The 15,740-nt window shown below is 61.0% G+C and carries 14 protein-coding genes; 10 read left to right on the top strand and 4 right to left on the bottom strand.

All coding sequences use genetic code 11. The annotated features are described in order from the left end of the window. Positions 1–94: 94 nt before the first annotated feature. From C5J26_RS17050 to C5J26_RS17060, 3 genes are all read left to right on the top strand, one after another. Entirely contained in the window at positions 95–1,144 is a 1,050-nt protein-coding gene (locus C5J26_RS17050; RefSeq protein WP_105402847.1) for a porin, read from the top strand. Positions 1,145–1,300: 156 nt separating this feature from the next. Beyond that, entirely contained in the window at positions 1,301–2,227 is a 927-nt protein-coding gene (locus C5J26_RS17055; protein ID WP_105402848.1) for a site-specific integrase, read from the top strand. Between the two features lie 87 nt (positions 2,228–2,314). Continuing rightward, complete coding sequence (locus tag C5J26_RS17060; RefSeq protein WP_105402849.1) at positions 2,315–3,391, top strand: porin; 1,077 nt, start codon at positions 2,315–2,317, stop codon at positions 3,389–3,391. Between the two features lie 148 nt (positions 3,392–3,539). Here C5J26_RS17060 and C5J26_RS17065 read toward each other — a convergent pair whose 3' ends face one another. Beyond that, positions 3,540–5,615 (bottom strand): lytic transglycosylase domain-containing protein, encoded by a 2,076-nt coding sequence (locus C5J26_RS17065; protein ID WP_105402850.1) that lies wholly within the window; start codon positions 5,613–5,615, stop codon positions 3,540–3,542. Positions 5,616–5,890: 275 nt separating this feature from the next. Here C5J26_RS17065 and dapA point away from each other — a divergent pair, with 275 nt between their 5' ends. From dapA to C5J26_RS17085, 4 genes are all read left to right on the top strand, one after another. Continuing rightward, the gene (dapA, locus tag C5J26_RS17070; RefSeq protein ID WP_105402851.1) at positions 5,891–6,775 is read left to right on the top strand and encodes a 4-hydroxy-tetrahydrodipicolinate synthase; all 885 of its coding nucleotides are present in this window, start codon (positions 5,891–5,893) and stop codon (positions 6,773–6,775) included. 122 nt (positions 6,776–6,897) lie between these two features. After that, complete coding sequence (gene smpB, locus C5J26_RS17075) at positions 6,898–7,374, top strand: SsrA-binding protein SmpB (protein WP_105402852.1); 477 nt, start codon at positions 6,898–6,900, stop codon at positions 7,372–7,374. Positions 7,375–7,466: 92 nt separating this feature from the next. Next, entirely contained in the window at positions 7,467–7,760 is a 294-nt protein-coding gene (locus C5J26_RS17080; RefSeq protein ID WP_105402853.1) for a WYL domain-containing protein, read from the top strand. An 81-nt stretch (positions 7,761–7,841) separates the two neighbouring features. After that, positions 7,842–8,807, top strand: coding sequence for a YbhN family protein (locus C5J26_RS17085; protein WP_105403003.1), 966 nt, complete (start codon positions 7,842–7,844; stop codon positions 8,805–8,807). Between the two features lie 33 nt (positions 8,808–8,840). Here the strand turns inward: C5J26_RS17085 and C5J26_RS17090 are convergent, their stop codons facing one another. Together C5J26_RS17090 and C5J26_RS17095 are read right to left on the bottom strand one after the other, a co-directional pair. Further along, positions 8,841–9,902 (bottom strand): bifunctional transcriptional activator/DNA repair enzyme AdaA, encoded by a 1,062-nt coding sequence (locus C5J26_RS17090; protein WP_105402854.1) that lies wholly within the window; start codon positions 9,900–9,902, stop codon positions 8,841–8,843. Positions 9,903–9,987: 85 nt separating this feature from the next. Next, positions 9,988–10,563, bottom strand: coding sequence for an NYN domain-containing protein (locus C5J26_RS17095; protein ID WP_105402855.1), 576 nt, complete (start codon positions 10,561–10,563; stop codon positions 9,988–9,990). A gap of 289 nt (positions 10,564–10,852) precedes the next feature. Between C5J26_RS17095 and rpoZ the strand changes: the two genes are divergently transcribed. The 3 genes from rpoZ (at position 10,853) to C5J26_RS17110 (ending at position 14,255) form a co-directional block, all read left to right on the top strand. Next, positions 10,853–11,260: a DNA-directed RNA polymerase subunit omega gene (gene rpoZ, locus C5J26_RS17100; protein WP_046629916.1), complete on the top strand. Its 408-nt coding sequence runs from the start codon at positions 10,853–10,855 to the stop codon at positions 11,258–11,260. Between the two features lie 158 nt (positions 11,261–11,418). After that, positions 11,419–13,647, top strand: coding sequence for a bifunctional (p)ppGpp synthetase/guanosine-3',5'-bis(diphosphate) 3'-pyrophosphohydrolase (locus C5J26_RS17105; protein ID WP_046637507.1), 2,229 nt, complete (start codon positions 11,419–11,421; stop codon positions 13,645–13,647). 170 nt (positions 13,648–13,817) lie between these two features. Beyond that, entirely contained in the window at positions 13,818–14,255 is a 438-nt protein-coding gene (locus C5J26_RS17110) for a VOC family protein (RefSeq protein WP_105402856.1), read from the top strand. A 2-nt stretch (positions 14,256–14,257) separates the two neighbouring features. Here C5J26_RS17110 and C5J26_RS17115 read toward each other — a convergent pair whose 3' ends face one another. Further along, entirely contained in the window at positions 14,258–15,736 is a 1,479-nt protein-coding gene (locus C5J26_RS17115) for an FAD-dependent oxidoreductase (RefSeq protein ID WP_206051196.1), read from the bottom strand. Positions 15,737–15,740: the final 4 nt, after the last annotated feature.

The following is a 15,740-nucleotide window of genomic DNA, read 5'->3' on the forward strand; positions in this document are numbered from 1 at the left end:
GGGGATATGGCTGCTTACGCGGCCTTTCCGTGTTTGCCAGTATTAGGGCGGGCATGAATCAGCATTCAGAGAAATTGATCTGGAGGTCAATAAAGTGAACATTAAGAGCCTTCTTCTCGGTTCTGCAGCGGCTCTCGCGGCAGTTTCCGGCGCTCAGGCTGCCGACGCCATCGTCGCTGCCGAACCGGAGCCCATGGAATACGTTCGCGTCTGCGACGCGTTCGGCACTGGTTACTTCTACATCCCGGGCACTGAAACCTGCCTCAAGATCGGCGGCTATGTCCGTTTCGAAGTCGGCTTCGGTGAGGATGCTTATGATCCGAATGGAGATCTTCCGGGTGGCGATGACTGGGATTCTTTTACCCGTGCGCAACTTGACGTCACTGCTAAGTCGGATACTGAGCTTGGCACACTGACCAGCGTTGCTTCGCTACGTTTTGAATACGGCAATGATACGCTTTATTCATCGAATGCAAACACCGTCTACATCAACGAAGCTTATATCCAGCTGGGTGGCTTCAGGGTTGGCCGCTGGTTGAACTGGTGGGATGCAAACGACCTCCCGGGCGAACTTGACAATCTCGGTTCGAACCGTCTGAATTCCATTCAGTATGTTTACACCGGAAGCGCCTTCACCGCTGGTATCCAAGTCGATGAGTTGTCGCGCGCCATTGGCGATGGCGGTCAGAACGTCGGTATCGAGGCTATCGTTCAGGCAGCGATCGGCCCGGCCAAGCTCGAACTGCTTGGTTCCTATGACTTCGGCGCCGAAGACGGCGCTGTCCGTGCGATCGGCTCCGTGGCCGTCGGTCCGGGCACTTTCTACCTCTCCGGCGTTTGGTCGTCGGGTGACAATGCCTACTACGGCGTAACCGATACCGCCGCTGGTGAAGCAGCTGTGGCCGTTGCCTATTCCTTCAAGGCGACCGACAAGCTCGAAATCATTCCGGAAGCCCAGTACATCTGGAATACGGAAGCTGATGCAGACGGCGACTTCTTCGGCGACGATGCCTGGGGCGCTGGCGTAACCGTCAACTACCAGATCGTCGAAAACTTCGCTGCCAAGGTTGCTGTAAACTACGTGGAAGTTGGCGACGAAGACGGTACGGTACAGGGTATCGTCCGCCTGCAGCGCGACTTCTAATCAAATGCCAGCCCGCGGCCGCAAGACCGCGGGCTGTTGCTGCTCGGCCACGACACGGTGAATTATGCGGGGCCAGAAAGGCCCGGCGCCATCATCACCCATTGAAGTCTTCGCCGTTCCATCGATTCTTGCCGTTCCGCAACCGGCGAGGGCAGGATGGGAAAGGAAACCGATAAAAAGGCTGAGGCTTTCGACCTCCGCTCATTCGGTCACTACGCTGTCAATTACCAGTTCAATGCCAGCGGCCCCATCAAGGTTGTGAAAGCCAACCGGCTCACGACCCTTCTGGAACGGTACGTGGACATTCTTTGGGAGACGGGAAGCCATAAAAGTAACGTAAAGGCCTTTATCAGCGAACTCGACGAGATCCTTCTCGGCCAGGCGTTCGAGACCTTCACGGACGAAATGGTGGACCGACTGATCGGCGACCTACGCAAACGTGGCAACAGCAATGCGACCATCAATCGAAAGATGGCGGCGCTGAGCAAGCTGCTGCGGAAAGCGTTCAAGATGGGTGACATCCACAGCTTACCCGAGTTCCGCCGCCAGAAGGAAAAGGCGGGCCGAATCCGCTTTCTCGAATTTGAGGAGGAAGAACGCCTCTTCGCGGCGATCCGTGCCAAGGATGAGCTGTATTACGCGCTCTGCATCTTCCTCGTCGACACCGGTGCGCGTCTGGGAGAAGGAATCGGCCTTCGCTGGAACGATCTCCACGAGAATCGTGCCACTTTCTGGATCACCAAATCCGGTAAAAGCCGCACCGTCCCTCTGACGAACCGCGCCGTCGAAATCCTTAAGACCCAGGCCGGCGCGCAGGAGGGGCCTTTCGCCTCCATCGACCAGCAGCGCTTCCGCGCGATCTGGAACGCCGCCAAGGCTGAAGTCGGCCTTGGCACCGACGAAGACGTCGTTCCCCATGTCCTTCGCCATACCTGTGCGTCCCGCCTGGTGCGGGGAGGGATCGATATCCGGCGCGTGCAGATGTGGCTCGGCCACCAGACCCTGCAGATGACAATGCGTTATGCGCACCTGGCGTCCTATGACTTGGACGTCTGCCTGCCCATCCTTGAACGGCGGCCCTAAACGTACCACTAAATCCCGCCCCTGCCTGTTCCTCCAGAGCCGTTCTTGCCGCTCGCGACGCGGTGATTTTGACTGGAGGTCAAAAGAATGAACATTAAGAGCCTTCTTCTCGGTTCTGCAGCGGCTCTCGCGGCAGTTTCCGGTGCTCGGGCAGCTGACGCCATCGTCGCTGCCGAACCGGAGCCCATGGAATACGTTCGTGTCTGCGACGCGTTCGGCACTGGTTACTTCTACATCCCGGGCACCGAAACCTGCCTCAAGATCGGCGGTTATGTCCGTTTCCAGGTTGACTTCGGCCAGGACGTAAACGGCCTCAACGACTACGATTGGGATGCTTGGTCGCGCGTTCAGCTCGAATTCACTGCCAAGTCTGACACTGAGCTCGGCACGCTGACGTCGGTTGCTTCGGTTCGTTTCGAAGCCAATCAGGACAGCGCCTATACCACGAATGGTACCGGTGGACCTGTTGCTGGCACGACTCTCGGTAACGGTGGCAACTCGGCTTACATCAATGAAGCCTACATCCAGCTCGGCGGTTTCCGCGTTGGTCGCTGGTTGAACTGGTGGGATGCAAACGACCTTCCGGGCGAACTCGACAACCTCGGTTCGAACCGTCTGCAGTCGATCTCTTACACCTATACGGGCTCTGCCTTCACGGCTGGCATCCAGGTTGACGAACTGTCGCGTGCTCGCGGCCTCGGCGGCCAGAATGTCGGTATCGAAGCTGTTGTTCAGGCTGCGATCGGCCCGGCCAAGCTCGAACTGCTCGGTTCTTATGACTTCAGCGCCGAAAACGGTGCGATCCGTGCGATCGGCTCCGTGGCCGTTGGTCCGGGCACCTTCTACCTCTCCGGTGTCTGGTCGTCGGGTGACAACGCCTACTACGGCGTGGCCGATACCGCCGCTGGTGAAGCAGCTGTGGCCGTTGCCTATTCCTTCAAGGCGACCGACAAGCTCGAAATCATTCCGGACGCCCAGTACATCTGGAATACGCAGGCTGATGCGGACGGTGACTTCTTTGGCGACGATCTCTGGGGCGCTGGCGTAACCGTCAACTACCAGATCGTCGAAAACTTCGCTGCCAAGGTTGCTGTCAACTATCAGGAAATTGGCGACGACGATGGTTTCGTACAGGGCATTGTTCGCCTGCAGCGCGACTTCTAATCTGATTTGATCGGATTGAGTTCAGAAGCCCGGCCTTGTGCCGGGCTTTTTGCTTTGAGGGACATCAAACTGCAGCGGGATGGCTGTTAAGCCCGCGTCGTCTCTCGTCTTGAAGGTAGAAGACAAACCCGATCAAGCCGCGGTCTGACTACCGCCGCCCGAACCGCAGATCCGCTTCGATATCCGCCTTCTGCCCAAGCCTCGTCTTGTAGACCTGGTAGTTCTCCATCACCCGCTGCACGTAATTGCGGGTTTCGGGGAAGGGGATGCGCTCGATCCAGTCGACCACCTCATCGAGCGACTTGCCGCGCGGGTCGCCATAGCGGGTGATCCATTCGGGCACCCGCTTCGGGCCTGCGTTGTAGGCGATGAAGGTGAGGATGTAGGAGCCGCCGAACGTGTCGATCTGCTCGCCGAGGTAATGCGCGCCGAGCGTCGCATTGTAGCCCGCATCCGTGGTCAGCCGCGCCGCCGCATAGGTGAGGCCGTGCCGCTTGGCGACGCCCTGCGCCGTGCCGGGCAGGATTTGCAACAGGCCGCGGGCATTGGCGGGAGAAACCGCGCCCGGGTTGAAGGCGCTTTCCTGGCGGGCGATCGCATAGGCGAGTGCCTTGCCGGAACCTTCAATATCGGCACCGGCCGGGATGACGCCGATCGGGAAGGCGAGTGCCGCCACATCGATGCCTCGGCTGAAAGCCGTCTTGCCGATCTGCAACGACAGGGCGTGATTGTCTTCCGATTCAGCTCTTGCCGCGAGGATCGCCAGTTCTCCCGGGCTTGTCATTTCTTCCGCCAGCGCGCGATAGAGCACCGCCGCGCGTTTGCCGTGGCCGGCATCTTCGAGCCTTGCGATCGCCCGGACGGCTTCGCGGCTTTCGAAATTCTGACGGTCGGTCCCGCTCGCGGTCGGATAGGTGACGTCGAGTGACTTGAGGTCGAGCCGTGCGGCGGCAAGCTGGCCGTAGAACGTGCTGGAGAAATGCGCCGCCTTGGCGAAGAACTCCTTGGCGCTGCCCGGACCGCCGTCTTCCGCCGCGCGGCCGAGCCAGTAGAGGGCGCGCGACGCCGAAAGCGGCTTGTTCGAGGTCTCGAGGATCTTGCGGAAATGTTTTTCGGCGGTTGCCGGTTCATGCAGCGCCCGTAGCGCATACCAACCGGCGTGGAATTCCGCATCGACGATATCGGTGGAGGAAGCGGCGACATAATTGGCCGCAGTCCGGTAGGCGAGCTTGAACTCGCCCTGATCGGCGAGGCCGCGCGCCACGATGCGCCGCTCGTTCCACCATTCCGTCGTGTTGACCAGTTTTGCCGCGTCGCGCGGAGCCTTTTCGAGCAGGTCCGCAGCGTCTCGGTATTTGTCCTGCCGGCGAAGATATTCGACGCGGGCGAAGAGATAACCGGCATCGTCCTTCAGGGAGCTGTCGACGCCGTTCAGCAGCGCCTCGGCATTCTTGGCATTGCTGATGACGGCGGTCCAGGCCTTGTAGAGCGATTGCGCCTTGCCGAGATCGCTAAAACGCTTCGCCTGTGCCGCACGCCCCTTGTACATCAGGAAGTCCATCCGCGCCTTGTGGTCGGCGGCGGTGAGAAGCGCAGAGAATTCGGCAAGGATACGGTCTTCGGCCGGCTTGTCGAGTGGCTCGGACAACCAGATCTGCCGAAGCGGCCGGGCGGCCTCGACCTGTTTGCCGGAGGCGACGAGCGCGCGGGCGAGGATGAGCGCGCCCTCGGTGGTTTCCGGCCGGGTTGAGCCGAAGGCCGCAAGCACGGTCGGGGCGGGCGGGTTTTCGCGATAAAGCGCGCGTTCGGAATTGGCGCGCAGGCCCTTCAGCCCCGGCCAGCCCTTCAGTTCCGTCTGGGCCGCTGCGATCTCGCCGGACGGCACGCCCGACGCGCCGGATGTGGCGATAGCCCAGGTGAGGATATGCCGGTCGAGCGAGCCTTCGGCGAGACCGTTGCGTGTGGCAAGGGCGGTGGCGATGTCATTGCCGGCAAGCGCATCGAGCCCGGCTTTCAGCGCAGGTGCCACCACCAGCGGGTCGGTTCTCGGGATCGTGCCGGTCACGTCCGGCACCGGCATCGCGGCCGGCATGGTGATCGCGGCCGGGTTTTCGGGCTTCATATAGGGAAGGGGGGCCATGCTTTCGGGCGGCGATGCGGCAAATGCATGCATGCTCGCAGCGCCGAGCCCCAGTGCTGCGAGGATCAGAACAGGCCTGTACATCCGGTAACTCGCGAAAATAGTCGTCCCCTTATTAGCCGCCAGCCACGTTAACGAAAGCTTACCGCATTTATGAAAATGCGTGGTTTCTTATATGAGATTCCATATGAAATCCCTGGCACTTGCGCTTGTCGCCGCTTTCCCGTCGCTTTATGGTGCGCGACCTGAAAGGCTTTCGGGAAAAGGTCGGCTGCGTCGCGGCCCGTCCAAAGTTGTCGAGAGCCCTCATAGTCATGGATTGCGGCAGCAGAATGGACGCTGTCGATTGGGAGTTTTGCATGTTCAAGGGATCGATGCCCGCGCTGGTCACTCCGTTCACCGCCGATGATGCGGTGGATGAGCAGGCTTTTGCCGCGCATGTGGATTGGCAGATCGTCGAAGGCAGCAGCGGCCTGGTGCCTGTCGGCACCACCGGTGAATCGCCGACGCTGAGCCATGACGAGCACAAGCGCGTCGTGGAACTCTGTATCGAAGTGGCCAGGAAGCGGGTTCCCGTTATCGCCGGTGCCGGCTCCAACAACACGCGCGAGGCGGTGGAGCTTGCCGTGCACGCGGAAAAGGCCGGCGCCGATGCCGTGCTCGTCGTGACGCCCTATTACAACAAGCCGACCCAGAAGGGCCTGATCGCGCATTTCTCGGCGATCGCGCAGGCGATCAAGCTGCCGATCATCATCTACAACATCCCGCCGCGTTCGGTCATCGACATGTCGCCGGAAACGATGGGCGCGCTGGTGAAGGCGCACCGGAACATCGTCGGCGTCAAGGATGCGACCGGCAAGATCGAGCGCGTCTCGGAACAGCGCATCACCTGCGGCAAGGATTTCGTGCAGCTCTCGGGGGAAGATGCGTCAGCGCTCGGCTTCAACGCCCACGGCGGCGTCGGCTGCATCTCGGTGACGGCCAATGTCGCGCCGCGCCTCTGCGCGGAATTCCAGGCGGCGACGCTTGCGGGCGATTATGCCAAGGCGCTCGAATACCAGGACCGCCTGATGCCCCTGCACAAGGCGATCTTCCTGGAACCCGGCCTCTGCGGCGCCAAATACGGCCTCAACAGGATCCGCGGCATGAACCGCACGGTCCGCTCGCCGCTGGTCTCGACGCTGGAACCGGCAACCGAGGCGGCAATCGACGCGGCACTGCGTCACGCCGGCCTCTTGAACTGAGACGCTTCCGCGCTCACCGCTTCACTTTCGGCTCTCGCCGCATTACATAGACAAGTAACCCCGCTCATTGCCCATGGGCGGGGATTTGTTTTCGGATAAAAAGGGCGGAACGGAATATACCCATGGCCCCCAAAGGCAGCCAGCGTACGGTCAACAAGATTGTCGCGGAGAACCGCAAGGCCCGCTATAACTATGAAATCCTGGATACCTATGAGGCCGGCCTGGTCCTGACCGGCACAGAGGTCAAGTCTTTGCGCGAGGGCAAGGCCAATATTGCCGAATCCTATGCCTCGGACGAGGGCAACGAAATCTGGTTGATCAACTCGCATCTGCCGGAGTACCTGCAGGCCAACCGTTTCAATCACGAACCGCGCCGCCGCCGCAAGCTTCTCCTGTCGAAGCGCGAGATCAACCGCCTGCGCGTTGGCATCAATCGTGAGGGCATGACGCTGGTGCCGTTGAAGATTTATTTCAACGAAAAGGGCCGCGCCAAGCTCGAACTCGCGCTCGCCAAGGGCAAGAAGCTGCATGATAAGCGCGAGACCGAGAAGGAACGCGACTGGAACCGCCAGAAGTCGCGGCTGTTGAAGTCGAACTGAGTAACCGCTCAATTCCGCCGCGCCATTTCGCCATATATCGATCGTGAACTTCCATGCCTCCCAGCCGTTAAGGGAGATACCAGGGAGTTTTCGTGCGGAAGACAAGCTATCCGGATATCATCATCGGTGCGATCGAGCGGCGGCGGATCATCGAACTCCGCTACAAGGGCGTAAAGCGCAAGGTGCGGCCGCATATCCTCGGTTATGTCGGCGAGGGCGCGCTCGCCCTCAGCGCCTGGCAGATTGCCGGAACAGGTTCCGGGTGGCGTCTGTTTCACGTCGACGACATCAGCGATTTGACCGAGACCGAGACGGGCTTCCACAGCCCTGCGCGCGGATATAACCCCGACGATCCCGCCTTTTCGCGCATCATCGAGCGGCTGTGAAATCTTGGCTTAGGAACAAAATCCGCCTTCGCCCGTTCGTTTTTCATCTCTGAGCGCGAGCGGGCAATGGGCAACGGGGCGATGACGCGAAAGAAAATCCTCACCTACGGCATGCTGGTGATCGGCGTCAGTGCCGCCGCCTATCTGCTTTATCACACCTTTCGCGAACACTCGGTCTCCGACATCGTCGAATCCGTCCGCGCCATCCCCATTTACAATCTCCTGATGGCGCTCCTTTTCGCCTTCGGTTCCTATCTCTGCCTCTCGGGCTTCGATTGGGCCGGCGTGCGATATGTGAGGAACGACCTCGCCTATCCGAAGATCGGCCTTGCCTCCTTCATCGCGCTGTCGATCGGCCAGAGCGTCGGTCTTTCCGGCTTGAGCAGCGGCGCGCTGCGTTACCGCTATTATGCCCATTGGGGCATGAGCACCGAGGACGTGGCGAAGATCGTGCTGCTGTCGGGCGTCACGGTCGGCATCGGCATGGCAATGCTGTCGGGCATCGTCATGGTCCTCAACCCGAAGGATGCCGCTTCGGTGCTGGGCCTGAGCGAAGCCGTGATCATCGCGACCGGTTCTGCCTGCCTTGCCGCAACAGCCGGCTACCTGGTGCTGGCGGCCTTCGTCCGCACCCCGCTGAAGATCCGTTCCTGGACCTTCGAAATGCCGACATTGAAGATTGCCATTGCCCAGGTGGTGATCGGCACCATCAATTTCGCGCTGGTCTCGGCCTGCCTGCGCGAAGTCATGGCCGCCAGTGCCGACGTGAGTTATCTGAAAGCCGCCACCGCCTTCGTGCTCGCCAACCTGGCGATATTGATCACCCATGCGCCGGGCGGCCTCGGCGTCCTGGAAGCGACCGTCCGCCATGTCATGGGGGACCAGGCCTCGATCGGCTCCCTGGTCGCCTTCCGGGTGATCTATTTCTTCATTCCGTTCTTCATCGGCTTGCCGCTGTCCTTGATCGTCGAGGCGATCTTCCGCGCCAATAAAACAAAACGCCAGTCGCAGTCGGAGCTTCAGCTTTCCGAGCCGGCATCGACTTGACCTCACTAAGGGCGTCATCCTCGGCTTGAGCTTCTAGCCCTTCCTCACCGCCATCCGCCGCTCATGCTCCAGCAGCCAGCGCTTGCGCCATAGCCCGCCGCCATAACCGGTGAGGCTGCCGTCGGCGCCGATCAGGCGGTGGCAGGGGATGACGATGGCGATCTGGTTGGCGCCGTTGGCGCCCGCCACCGCGCGGGTGGAGGAGGGGAGGTTGAGCTCGGCCGCGACCGCTCCATAGGTCGTCGATACCCCGGTCGGGATTGCCCGCAACGCCTCCCACACCTGCCGCTGGAACGGCGAGCCGTGCCCGGCAATCCGCGTCTTGAAACCACGGTCCTCGCCGGCGAAATAGGCCTTCAGCTCCTCTTCGATCTGATCGATCGGCGGATGGCGTCCCATGACGATGCCGCTGCCGGTGAACTTTTGAAGTTTCCTGATTTCCGCCGGCAGCGCCTTGCGCTCGGCGAATTCGAGCAGGTGCAGCGAATGCTGGTCGGCGATCGCCATCATCGCCCCGATCGGCGTTTCAATCCAATCTGCCCTGAGCAGCACTTTGGTCCGCAGATTGGCGGGCGCCGCACCGAACAGCTTGGTCACCGCGCTGCGGAAGCCGCTGCCGGATTCATAACCGGCATCGAGCTGCGCATCGAGAACGCTCGCCCCTTGCTTCAGCGTCTCGGCCGCCTTGCCCATCCGCCTGAGCCTGGCGATCTCGAGGAAGCTCATGCCGAACTGGCGCTTGAAGGCACGCCGGGCGGTGGAGGGGTCGATGCCGAGCGAAACGACATCCTCCTCGCTCCAGCGGCGGAAAGGCTCCGTATCGAGCGCCGAAAGCAGCCGCGTCACCATCGGATCCGCCTCGCCGAGCTTGAGCATCGGCCGGCAACGGCTGCAGGGCCTGAAGCCGGCCTCCAGGCATTCGGCAATCGTCTCGAAGAAACTGGTGTTTTCCCGCTTCGGCTTGCGAGCCGGACAGGTGAGGCGGCAGAAAATGCCGGTCGTCTTCACCGCCGCCCAGGCAAAGCCTTCATAGGAGGCGTCGCGGGCGACCAGCGCGTCGTAAAGAAGATCATCGGAAGGGCGTTCGAAAAGCATGGACCTTTTCTAGCCCAGAACGAAAAAAGGCGCCGCCGAAAAACGGGCGCCTATTCTTCTTTTTAGTGGTGCGGATGCCGGGTGATCAGACGTCGGTGGTTTCGGTCGACTCCGCCGGACGGGGCGGGCGTTCGGACGGATCGCGGCCGACTTCCGCCTTGAGCGACACGAGGTCGATGAAATGGTCGGCCTGGCGGCGCAGGTCGTCGGCGATCATCGGAGGCTGGGTCGCCATGGTCGAAACCACGGAAACCTTGCGGCCTTTTCGCTGCAGGGCTTCCACCAGGGTGGTGAAGTCGCCGTCGCCGGAAAACAGCACCAGATGGTCGACGGTTTCCGACTGTTCCATGGCATCGATCGCAAGCTCGATGTCCATGTTGCCCTTGATCTTGCGGCGGCCCATCGAGTCGGTAAACTCTTTGGCGGGCTTGGTGACGACCTTGTACCCGTTGTAGTCGAGCCAGTCGATCAGCGGCCGGATCGAGGAATATTCCTGATCTTCTATCAAGGCGGTATAGTAATAGGCACGTAGAAGGTAACCGCGCTTCTGAAAAGCTTTAAGCAACTTGCGGTAATCGATGTCGAAACCGAGGCTTTTCGAAGCAGCGTAAAGATTTGCGCCGTCTATGAAGAGAGCAATCTTCTCCCTTGGGTCAAACATGTGGTCTCCATCCCCTTTTCTTATCAACCTGCTTGGCAGGTGGAGGCCTGGTCAATATAAGCCGAACCAAATCTCCGGAATAATCCACTACATTACGAACTATTCATATAACTGTCATTTATGGCACGATTCATAATAATCCAAGCAGCTTGAGGTTGAAATTCGCGGGCGCCCCCAGAAGACGCGGGGCGCCTTGTCAAAAGTCAATTCTCAGGAAAAACTTGAATTTGCCGCGCAATGGCTGTATCGGGCGTATCAATTCCGAAAATCACCGATCAAAGGACAGGCAATGGCCCGTGTCACAGTAGAAGATTGCATTGACAAAGTCGACAACAGGTTCGAACTGGTCCTGCTCGCGAGCCATCGCGCCCGCCAGATCTCGCAGGGCGCTTCGATCACCATCGACCGCGACAATGACAAAAATCCTGTCGTCGCCCTTCGCGAAATCGCCGATGAGACGCTTTCCCCGGACGACCTCAAGGAAGACCTCATCCATTCGCTGCAGAAGCATGTCGAAGTGGACGAGCCCGAGCCCGATCCGGCTTCGCTGATCGCTGCCGGAAGCGGATCGACTGCTTCGGATCGCGACGAGGAAGAAGACGCTCCGGAAGCCGTTACCTTTGACCAGATGTCGGAAGAGGAACTGCTTGCCGGCATCGAAGGCCTCGTGCCGCCGGAAAAGAGCGACGATTACTAAGCGAAACATTCGCTTCGCAAGTTTTCGTTCATTCTCTCGCCCTAATCTGCTTGAATGTTTTATGATGGCTGCGCCAACCTATCCGGTTGGCGCGCCATTTTCTTTTCGTCCGGTGCCCATTCGCAGGCACTGAAGCGGTATCGAGGACATTTTTCAGGATGATGCGGCAATACGAGCTGGTGGAACGGGTTCAGAAATACAAACCCGAAGCCAACGAAGCTCTGCTCAACAAGGCCTATGTCTATGCCATGCAGAAGCATGGTCAGCAGAAGCGCGCGAGCGGCGACCCCTATATTTCCCATCCGCTCGAAGTGGCAGCCATCCTCACCGACATGCATCTCGACGAGTCGACGATCGCGGTCGCCCTGCTGCACGATACGATCGAGGATACCACCGCTACCCGTGCCGAGATCGACGAACTGTTCGGCGAGGATATCGGCCGGCTGGTCGAAGGCCTCACCAAGCTGAAGCGCCTAGACCTCGTCTCCAAGAAAGCCAAACAGGCGGAAAACCTCCGCAAGCTGCTGCTTGCCATTTCCGACGACGTCCGCGTCCTTCTCGTCAAGCTCGCCGACCGCCTGCACAACATGCGAACGCTCGAGCATATGAAGGCCGAGCAGAAGGCGCGCATTTCCGAAGAGACCATGGATATCTATGCGCCGCTTGCCGGCCGCATGGGCATGCAGGACATGCGCGACGAGCTGGAAGAGCTCTCCTTCCGCTACATGAACCCGGAGGCCTACGACACCGTCACCCAGAGGCTTGTCGATCTCGAAGCCCGCAACGAGGGGCTGATCAAGAAGATCGAGGACGAACTGCGTGAGTTGCTGATCGCCAACGGCCTTAAGGATGCCTTCGTCAAGGGCCGCCAGAAGAAGCCCTATTCGGTGTTCCGCAAGATGCAGTCGAAGTCGCTCTCCTTCGAGCAGCTCTCGGATGTCTACGGTTTCCGCATCGTCGTCGGCGACATTCCGTCCTGTTATCGCGCGCTCGGCATCGTCCATACGCGGTGGCGGGTCGTGCCGGGCCGCTTCAAGGATTATATCTCCAACCCGAAGCAGAACGACTACCGCTCGATCCACACGACGATCGTTGGCCCGTCCCGCCAGCGCATCGAGCTGCAGATCCGCACCCAGCTGATGCAGGAGATCGCCGAATACGGGATCGCCGCGCATGCGCTCTACAAGGACGGCCAAGGGGCGGTGAAGGGCGGCGAGCTGTTGCCGAAGGAATCCAACGCCTATTCCTGGCTGCGCCACACGATCGAGTCATTGGCCGAGGGCGACAATCCGGAAGAGTTCCTGGAGCATACCAAGCTCGAACTGTTCCAGGACCAGGTCTTCTGCTTCACGCCGAAAGGCAAGCTGATCGCGCTGCCGCGCGGCGCCACCCCGATCGACTTCGCCTACGCGGTCCACACCAATATCGGCAACACCACGGTCGGTGCCAAGATCAACGGCCGGATCATGCCGCTGGTGACGAGGCTCAACAACGGCGACGAGGTGGAGATCATCCGCTCCGGTGTGCAGGTGCCGCCTGCCGCCTGGGAAGAGATCGTCGTGACGGGCAAGGCGCGCTCGGCGATCCGCCGCGCCACCCGCATGGCGATCCGCAAGCAATATGCCGGCCTCGGCCACCGCATCCTGGAACGCACCTTCGAGCGCGCTGGAAAGGTCTTTGCCCGCGATACGCTGAAACCCGCTCTGCCCCGGCTCGCCCACAAGGATGTCGAGGACGCGATTGCCGCCGTCGGGCGCGGCGAGCTCTCCTCGCTCGACGTGCTGCGCGCGGTGTTTCCGGATTACAAGGACGAACGCGTCACGGTGAAGCCGGCCACCGACGACGGCTGGTTCAACATGCGCAGCGCCTCGGGCATGATCTTCAAGCTGCCGAACCAGCGGCGCGTCTCGCCGGAGGAAATCGAGGCAGGGCCGGATCCGCTGCCGATCCGCGGCCTTTCAGGCAATCTGCAGGTGCGGTTCGCGCCGAGCGGTGCAGTACCCGGCGACCGCATCGTCGGCATCATGGAAAAGGACAAGGGTATCACCATCTACCCGATCCAGGCCTCCGCACTGCAGCGGTTCGACGACCAGCCGGAACGCTGGATCGACGTGCGCTGGGATCTGGACGAGGCTAACAAGTCACGCTTCCTCGCCCGCATCGAGGTCAACACGCTGAACGAGCCGGGCACGCTCGCGACCGTCACCCAGACGATCGCCCATCTCGATATCAACATCCGCACGCTGACCATGGGCAGCAACCGCGCCGCCGATTTCTCGGAGATCACCATGGAAGTCGAGGTATGGGACCTGCGCCAGCTGAACCAGCTGTTGAGCCAGATGAAGGATCTCGACTGCGTGGCGAACGTCAAGCGGGTGTATGATTGAGAGGCCGTTCGGAAACGGGGCGGAAATTTAAAGGTGCCCGCGATTCAAGCCTCTGATGTGGAAAACAGCGAATTGGGCATCGATGGCTGTCGGTGTTGAGGTGTCTGGAGCGTCCTTTATTGGACGGGCGAGACCCTGTCGGTTGAAACGACACATGGGAGATTGGAAACATGGCCCTCAAGCGGATGGACAACGTCGGAATCGTCGTCGAAGATCTCGCGGAGACGATTGATTTCTTTCGTGAACTCGGCCTCGAACTCGAAGGGCGGGCGACGATCGAAGGAGAATGGGCCGGACGCGTCACCGGACTGGGCAATCAGCATGTCGAGATTGCCATGATGCGCACACCGGACGGCCACAGCAGGCTCGAGCTCTCCCGCTTCCTCACGCCGCCTGTCGTCGAAGATCACCGGAACGCCCCGGTCAATGCGCTCGGCTACCTTCGCGTCATGTTCACCGTAGACGACATCGACCAGACGCTCGAAAGGCTCCTCGCACGCGGCGCTGAGCTCGTAGGCGAAGTCGTCGATTATCAAGACGTGTATCGGCTCTGCTACATCCGTGGCCCCGGCGGGCTTCTCATCGGACTGGCCCAGGAACTCACCTGAGATCAGCCCTGCACCGTTTCCGCCTGGCCCACCACCGTAGGCGCCTCGCTCGCATCCCGCACGAAGGCGCCTTGAGCGCGCAAGGTCGACTGCAGCTCGGCAATATCCACACCCCGCGGGGCGACGCCGCGATTGGCCGCGATGCCCGCCGCAGCACCCGCCGCCTGTCCGGTCAGCCAGCACTGCGGAATTTCGCGCATGAAGCCGTGGCTGTTCGCATCGCAGGAGATGTGCCGCCCGGCGGCCAAGAGTCCGTCCAGCCTTGCCGGCACGAGTGCGCCGTAGGGTACTGAGATCACCGGAAACTTCGGCGAGACCGAGGGACTGACGCCGATTTCATCCGGCAGAACGGCACCGACCGGCCACTGGCTGCGCTCGACCCGGCCGACACCGGCGAGCCGCCGTGTATGCCGGACGCCGAGCTGCGGCGCGCTGAGCAGCATATAAGCGTCCTTGAACCCCGGCGCATTTTTCCTGAAGAATTCGCAGTGTAACTGCATGAACCGGTGCGAGCGGATTTCGACTTCGGTCATGTCGTCGACGTTGAGGGCCGAAAGCCCCGATTGCCGCGGCCCGAGGAACAGCGCGATGTCGTTGCGCCAGGAAACGTAGGGCGTCTGGAAGAACCCGAGCTGGTCACGGCCGAGCGTGTTGAAGTCGGCAAACGCCTGTTCCTGCTCCGATCGGAAGGCGAGCCAGGTGGCCATGTCCACGCCGCCGAGCATGAAGCCGGTATTCATCGAGTGATGCACGTCGCCCTCTTCGATATCGGCCTCGAAACTCGCTCCCGCACGCGCAAAAACGTCGCCGTCGCCGGTGCAGTCCACCACGACCTTGGCCATGATCCCCTGGCGGCCCTCCTTGCTTTCGAAGATGACGCCCTTTACCGCGCCGTCCTCGACCACCGGTGTCGCCGCCCAGGAATGGAAGACGATCCGCACGCCAGCCTCGATCAGCATTTCCTGCGAGGTCAGTTTCAGTCTTTCAGGGTCGATCGTGGGCGCCCAGGTAACGATGCCGTGGAAAGCGGATGTACGCAGCCGCCAGTATTTGGCGAGATCCGCGTCCCGCTGCCCCCAAAGGCTCCTGTCCGGGCCGGCGACGGCTTCAGGGGGAAGGCGGCCGAGAACCTCCTCGGCAAAGCCGCGAATGACCTGCCGCCCGTCCCAGTCGGTCATCCGGTCGATCCAGATCACCACGCCTCCGGTGGAAAGCCCGCCGAGATGATTGTAGCGCTCCAGCACCACGACCTCCGCGCCGGTTCGCGCAGCGGCGAGCGCTGCGGCGGTTCCGGAAGGTCCCCCACCCACGACCAACACGTCGCAGCGATGATAGAGCGGAATGTCGCGCGCCTCTTCCCTGAGGACGCCCTCGCCGTTGCGACGGGGGAAGACATACTGCCCTGATTCAAAAATGTCGGAGCTCAGGAAGCGGTTCTCGTTCTGGCGTATCTCCTTCACCGATACGTTGCGATCATTCATGGCA

The sequence above is a fragment of the Neorhizobium sp. T7_12 genome (genome assembly GCF_002968535.1).
GTDB classification, from domain to species: Bacteria; Pseudomonadota; Alphaproteobacteria; order Rhizobiales; family Rhizobiaceae; genus Neorhizobium; species Neorhizobium tomejilense.

Excerpts from the sequence above, each read along its gene's own strand:
- C5J26_RS17065 (WP_105402850.1), bottom strand. The coding sequence starts at position 5,615 with ATGTACAGGCCTGTTCTGATCCTCGCAGCACTGGGGCTCGGCGCTGCG.
- C5J26_RS17105 (WP_046637507.1), top strand. The coding sequence starts at position 11,419 with ATGATGCGGCAATACGAGCTGGTGGAACGGGTTCAGAAATACAAACCC.
- C5J26_RS17095 (WP_105402855.1), bottom strand. The coding sequence starts at position 10,563 with ATGTTTGACCCAAGGGAGAAGATTGCTCTCTTCATAGACGGCGCAAAT.
- C5J26_RS17110 (WP_105402856.1), top strand. The coding sequence starts at position 13,818 with ATGGCCCTCAAGCGGATGGACAACGTCGGAATCGTCGTCGAAGATCTC.
- rpoZ (WP_046629916.1), top strand. The coding sequence starts at position 10,853 with ATGGCCCGTGTCACAGTAGAAGATTGCATTGACAAAGTCGACAACAGG.
- C5J26_RS17060 (WP_105402849.1), top strand. The coding sequence starts at position 2,315 with ATGAACATTAAGAGCCTTCTTCTCGGTTCTGCAGCGGCTCTCGCGGCA.
- C5J26_RS17115 (WP_206051196.1), bottom strand. The coding sequence starts at position 15,736 with ATGAATGATCGCAACGTATCGGTGAAGGAGATACGCCAGAACGAGAAC.
- smpB (WP_105402852.1), top strand. The coding sequence starts at position 6,898 with ATGGCCCCCAAAGGCAGCCAGCGTACGGTCAACAAGATTGTCGCGGAG.
- C5J26_RS17055 (WP_105402848.1), top strand. The coding sequence starts at position 1,301 with ATGGGAAAGGAAACCGATAAAAAGGCTGAGGCTTTCGACCTCCGCTCA.
- C5J26_RS17085 (WP_105403003.1), top strand. The coding sequence starts at position 7,842 with ATGACGCGAAAGAAAATCCTCACCTACGGCATGCTGGTGATCGGCGTC.
- dapA (WP_105402851.1), top strand. The coding sequence starts at position 5,891 with ATGTTCAAGGGATCGATGCCCGCGCTGGTCACTCCGTTCACCGCCGAT.
- C5J26_RS17090 (WP_105402854.1), bottom strand. The coding sequence starts at position 9,902 with ATGCTTTTCGAACGCCCTTCCGATGATCTTCTTTACGACGCGCTGGTC.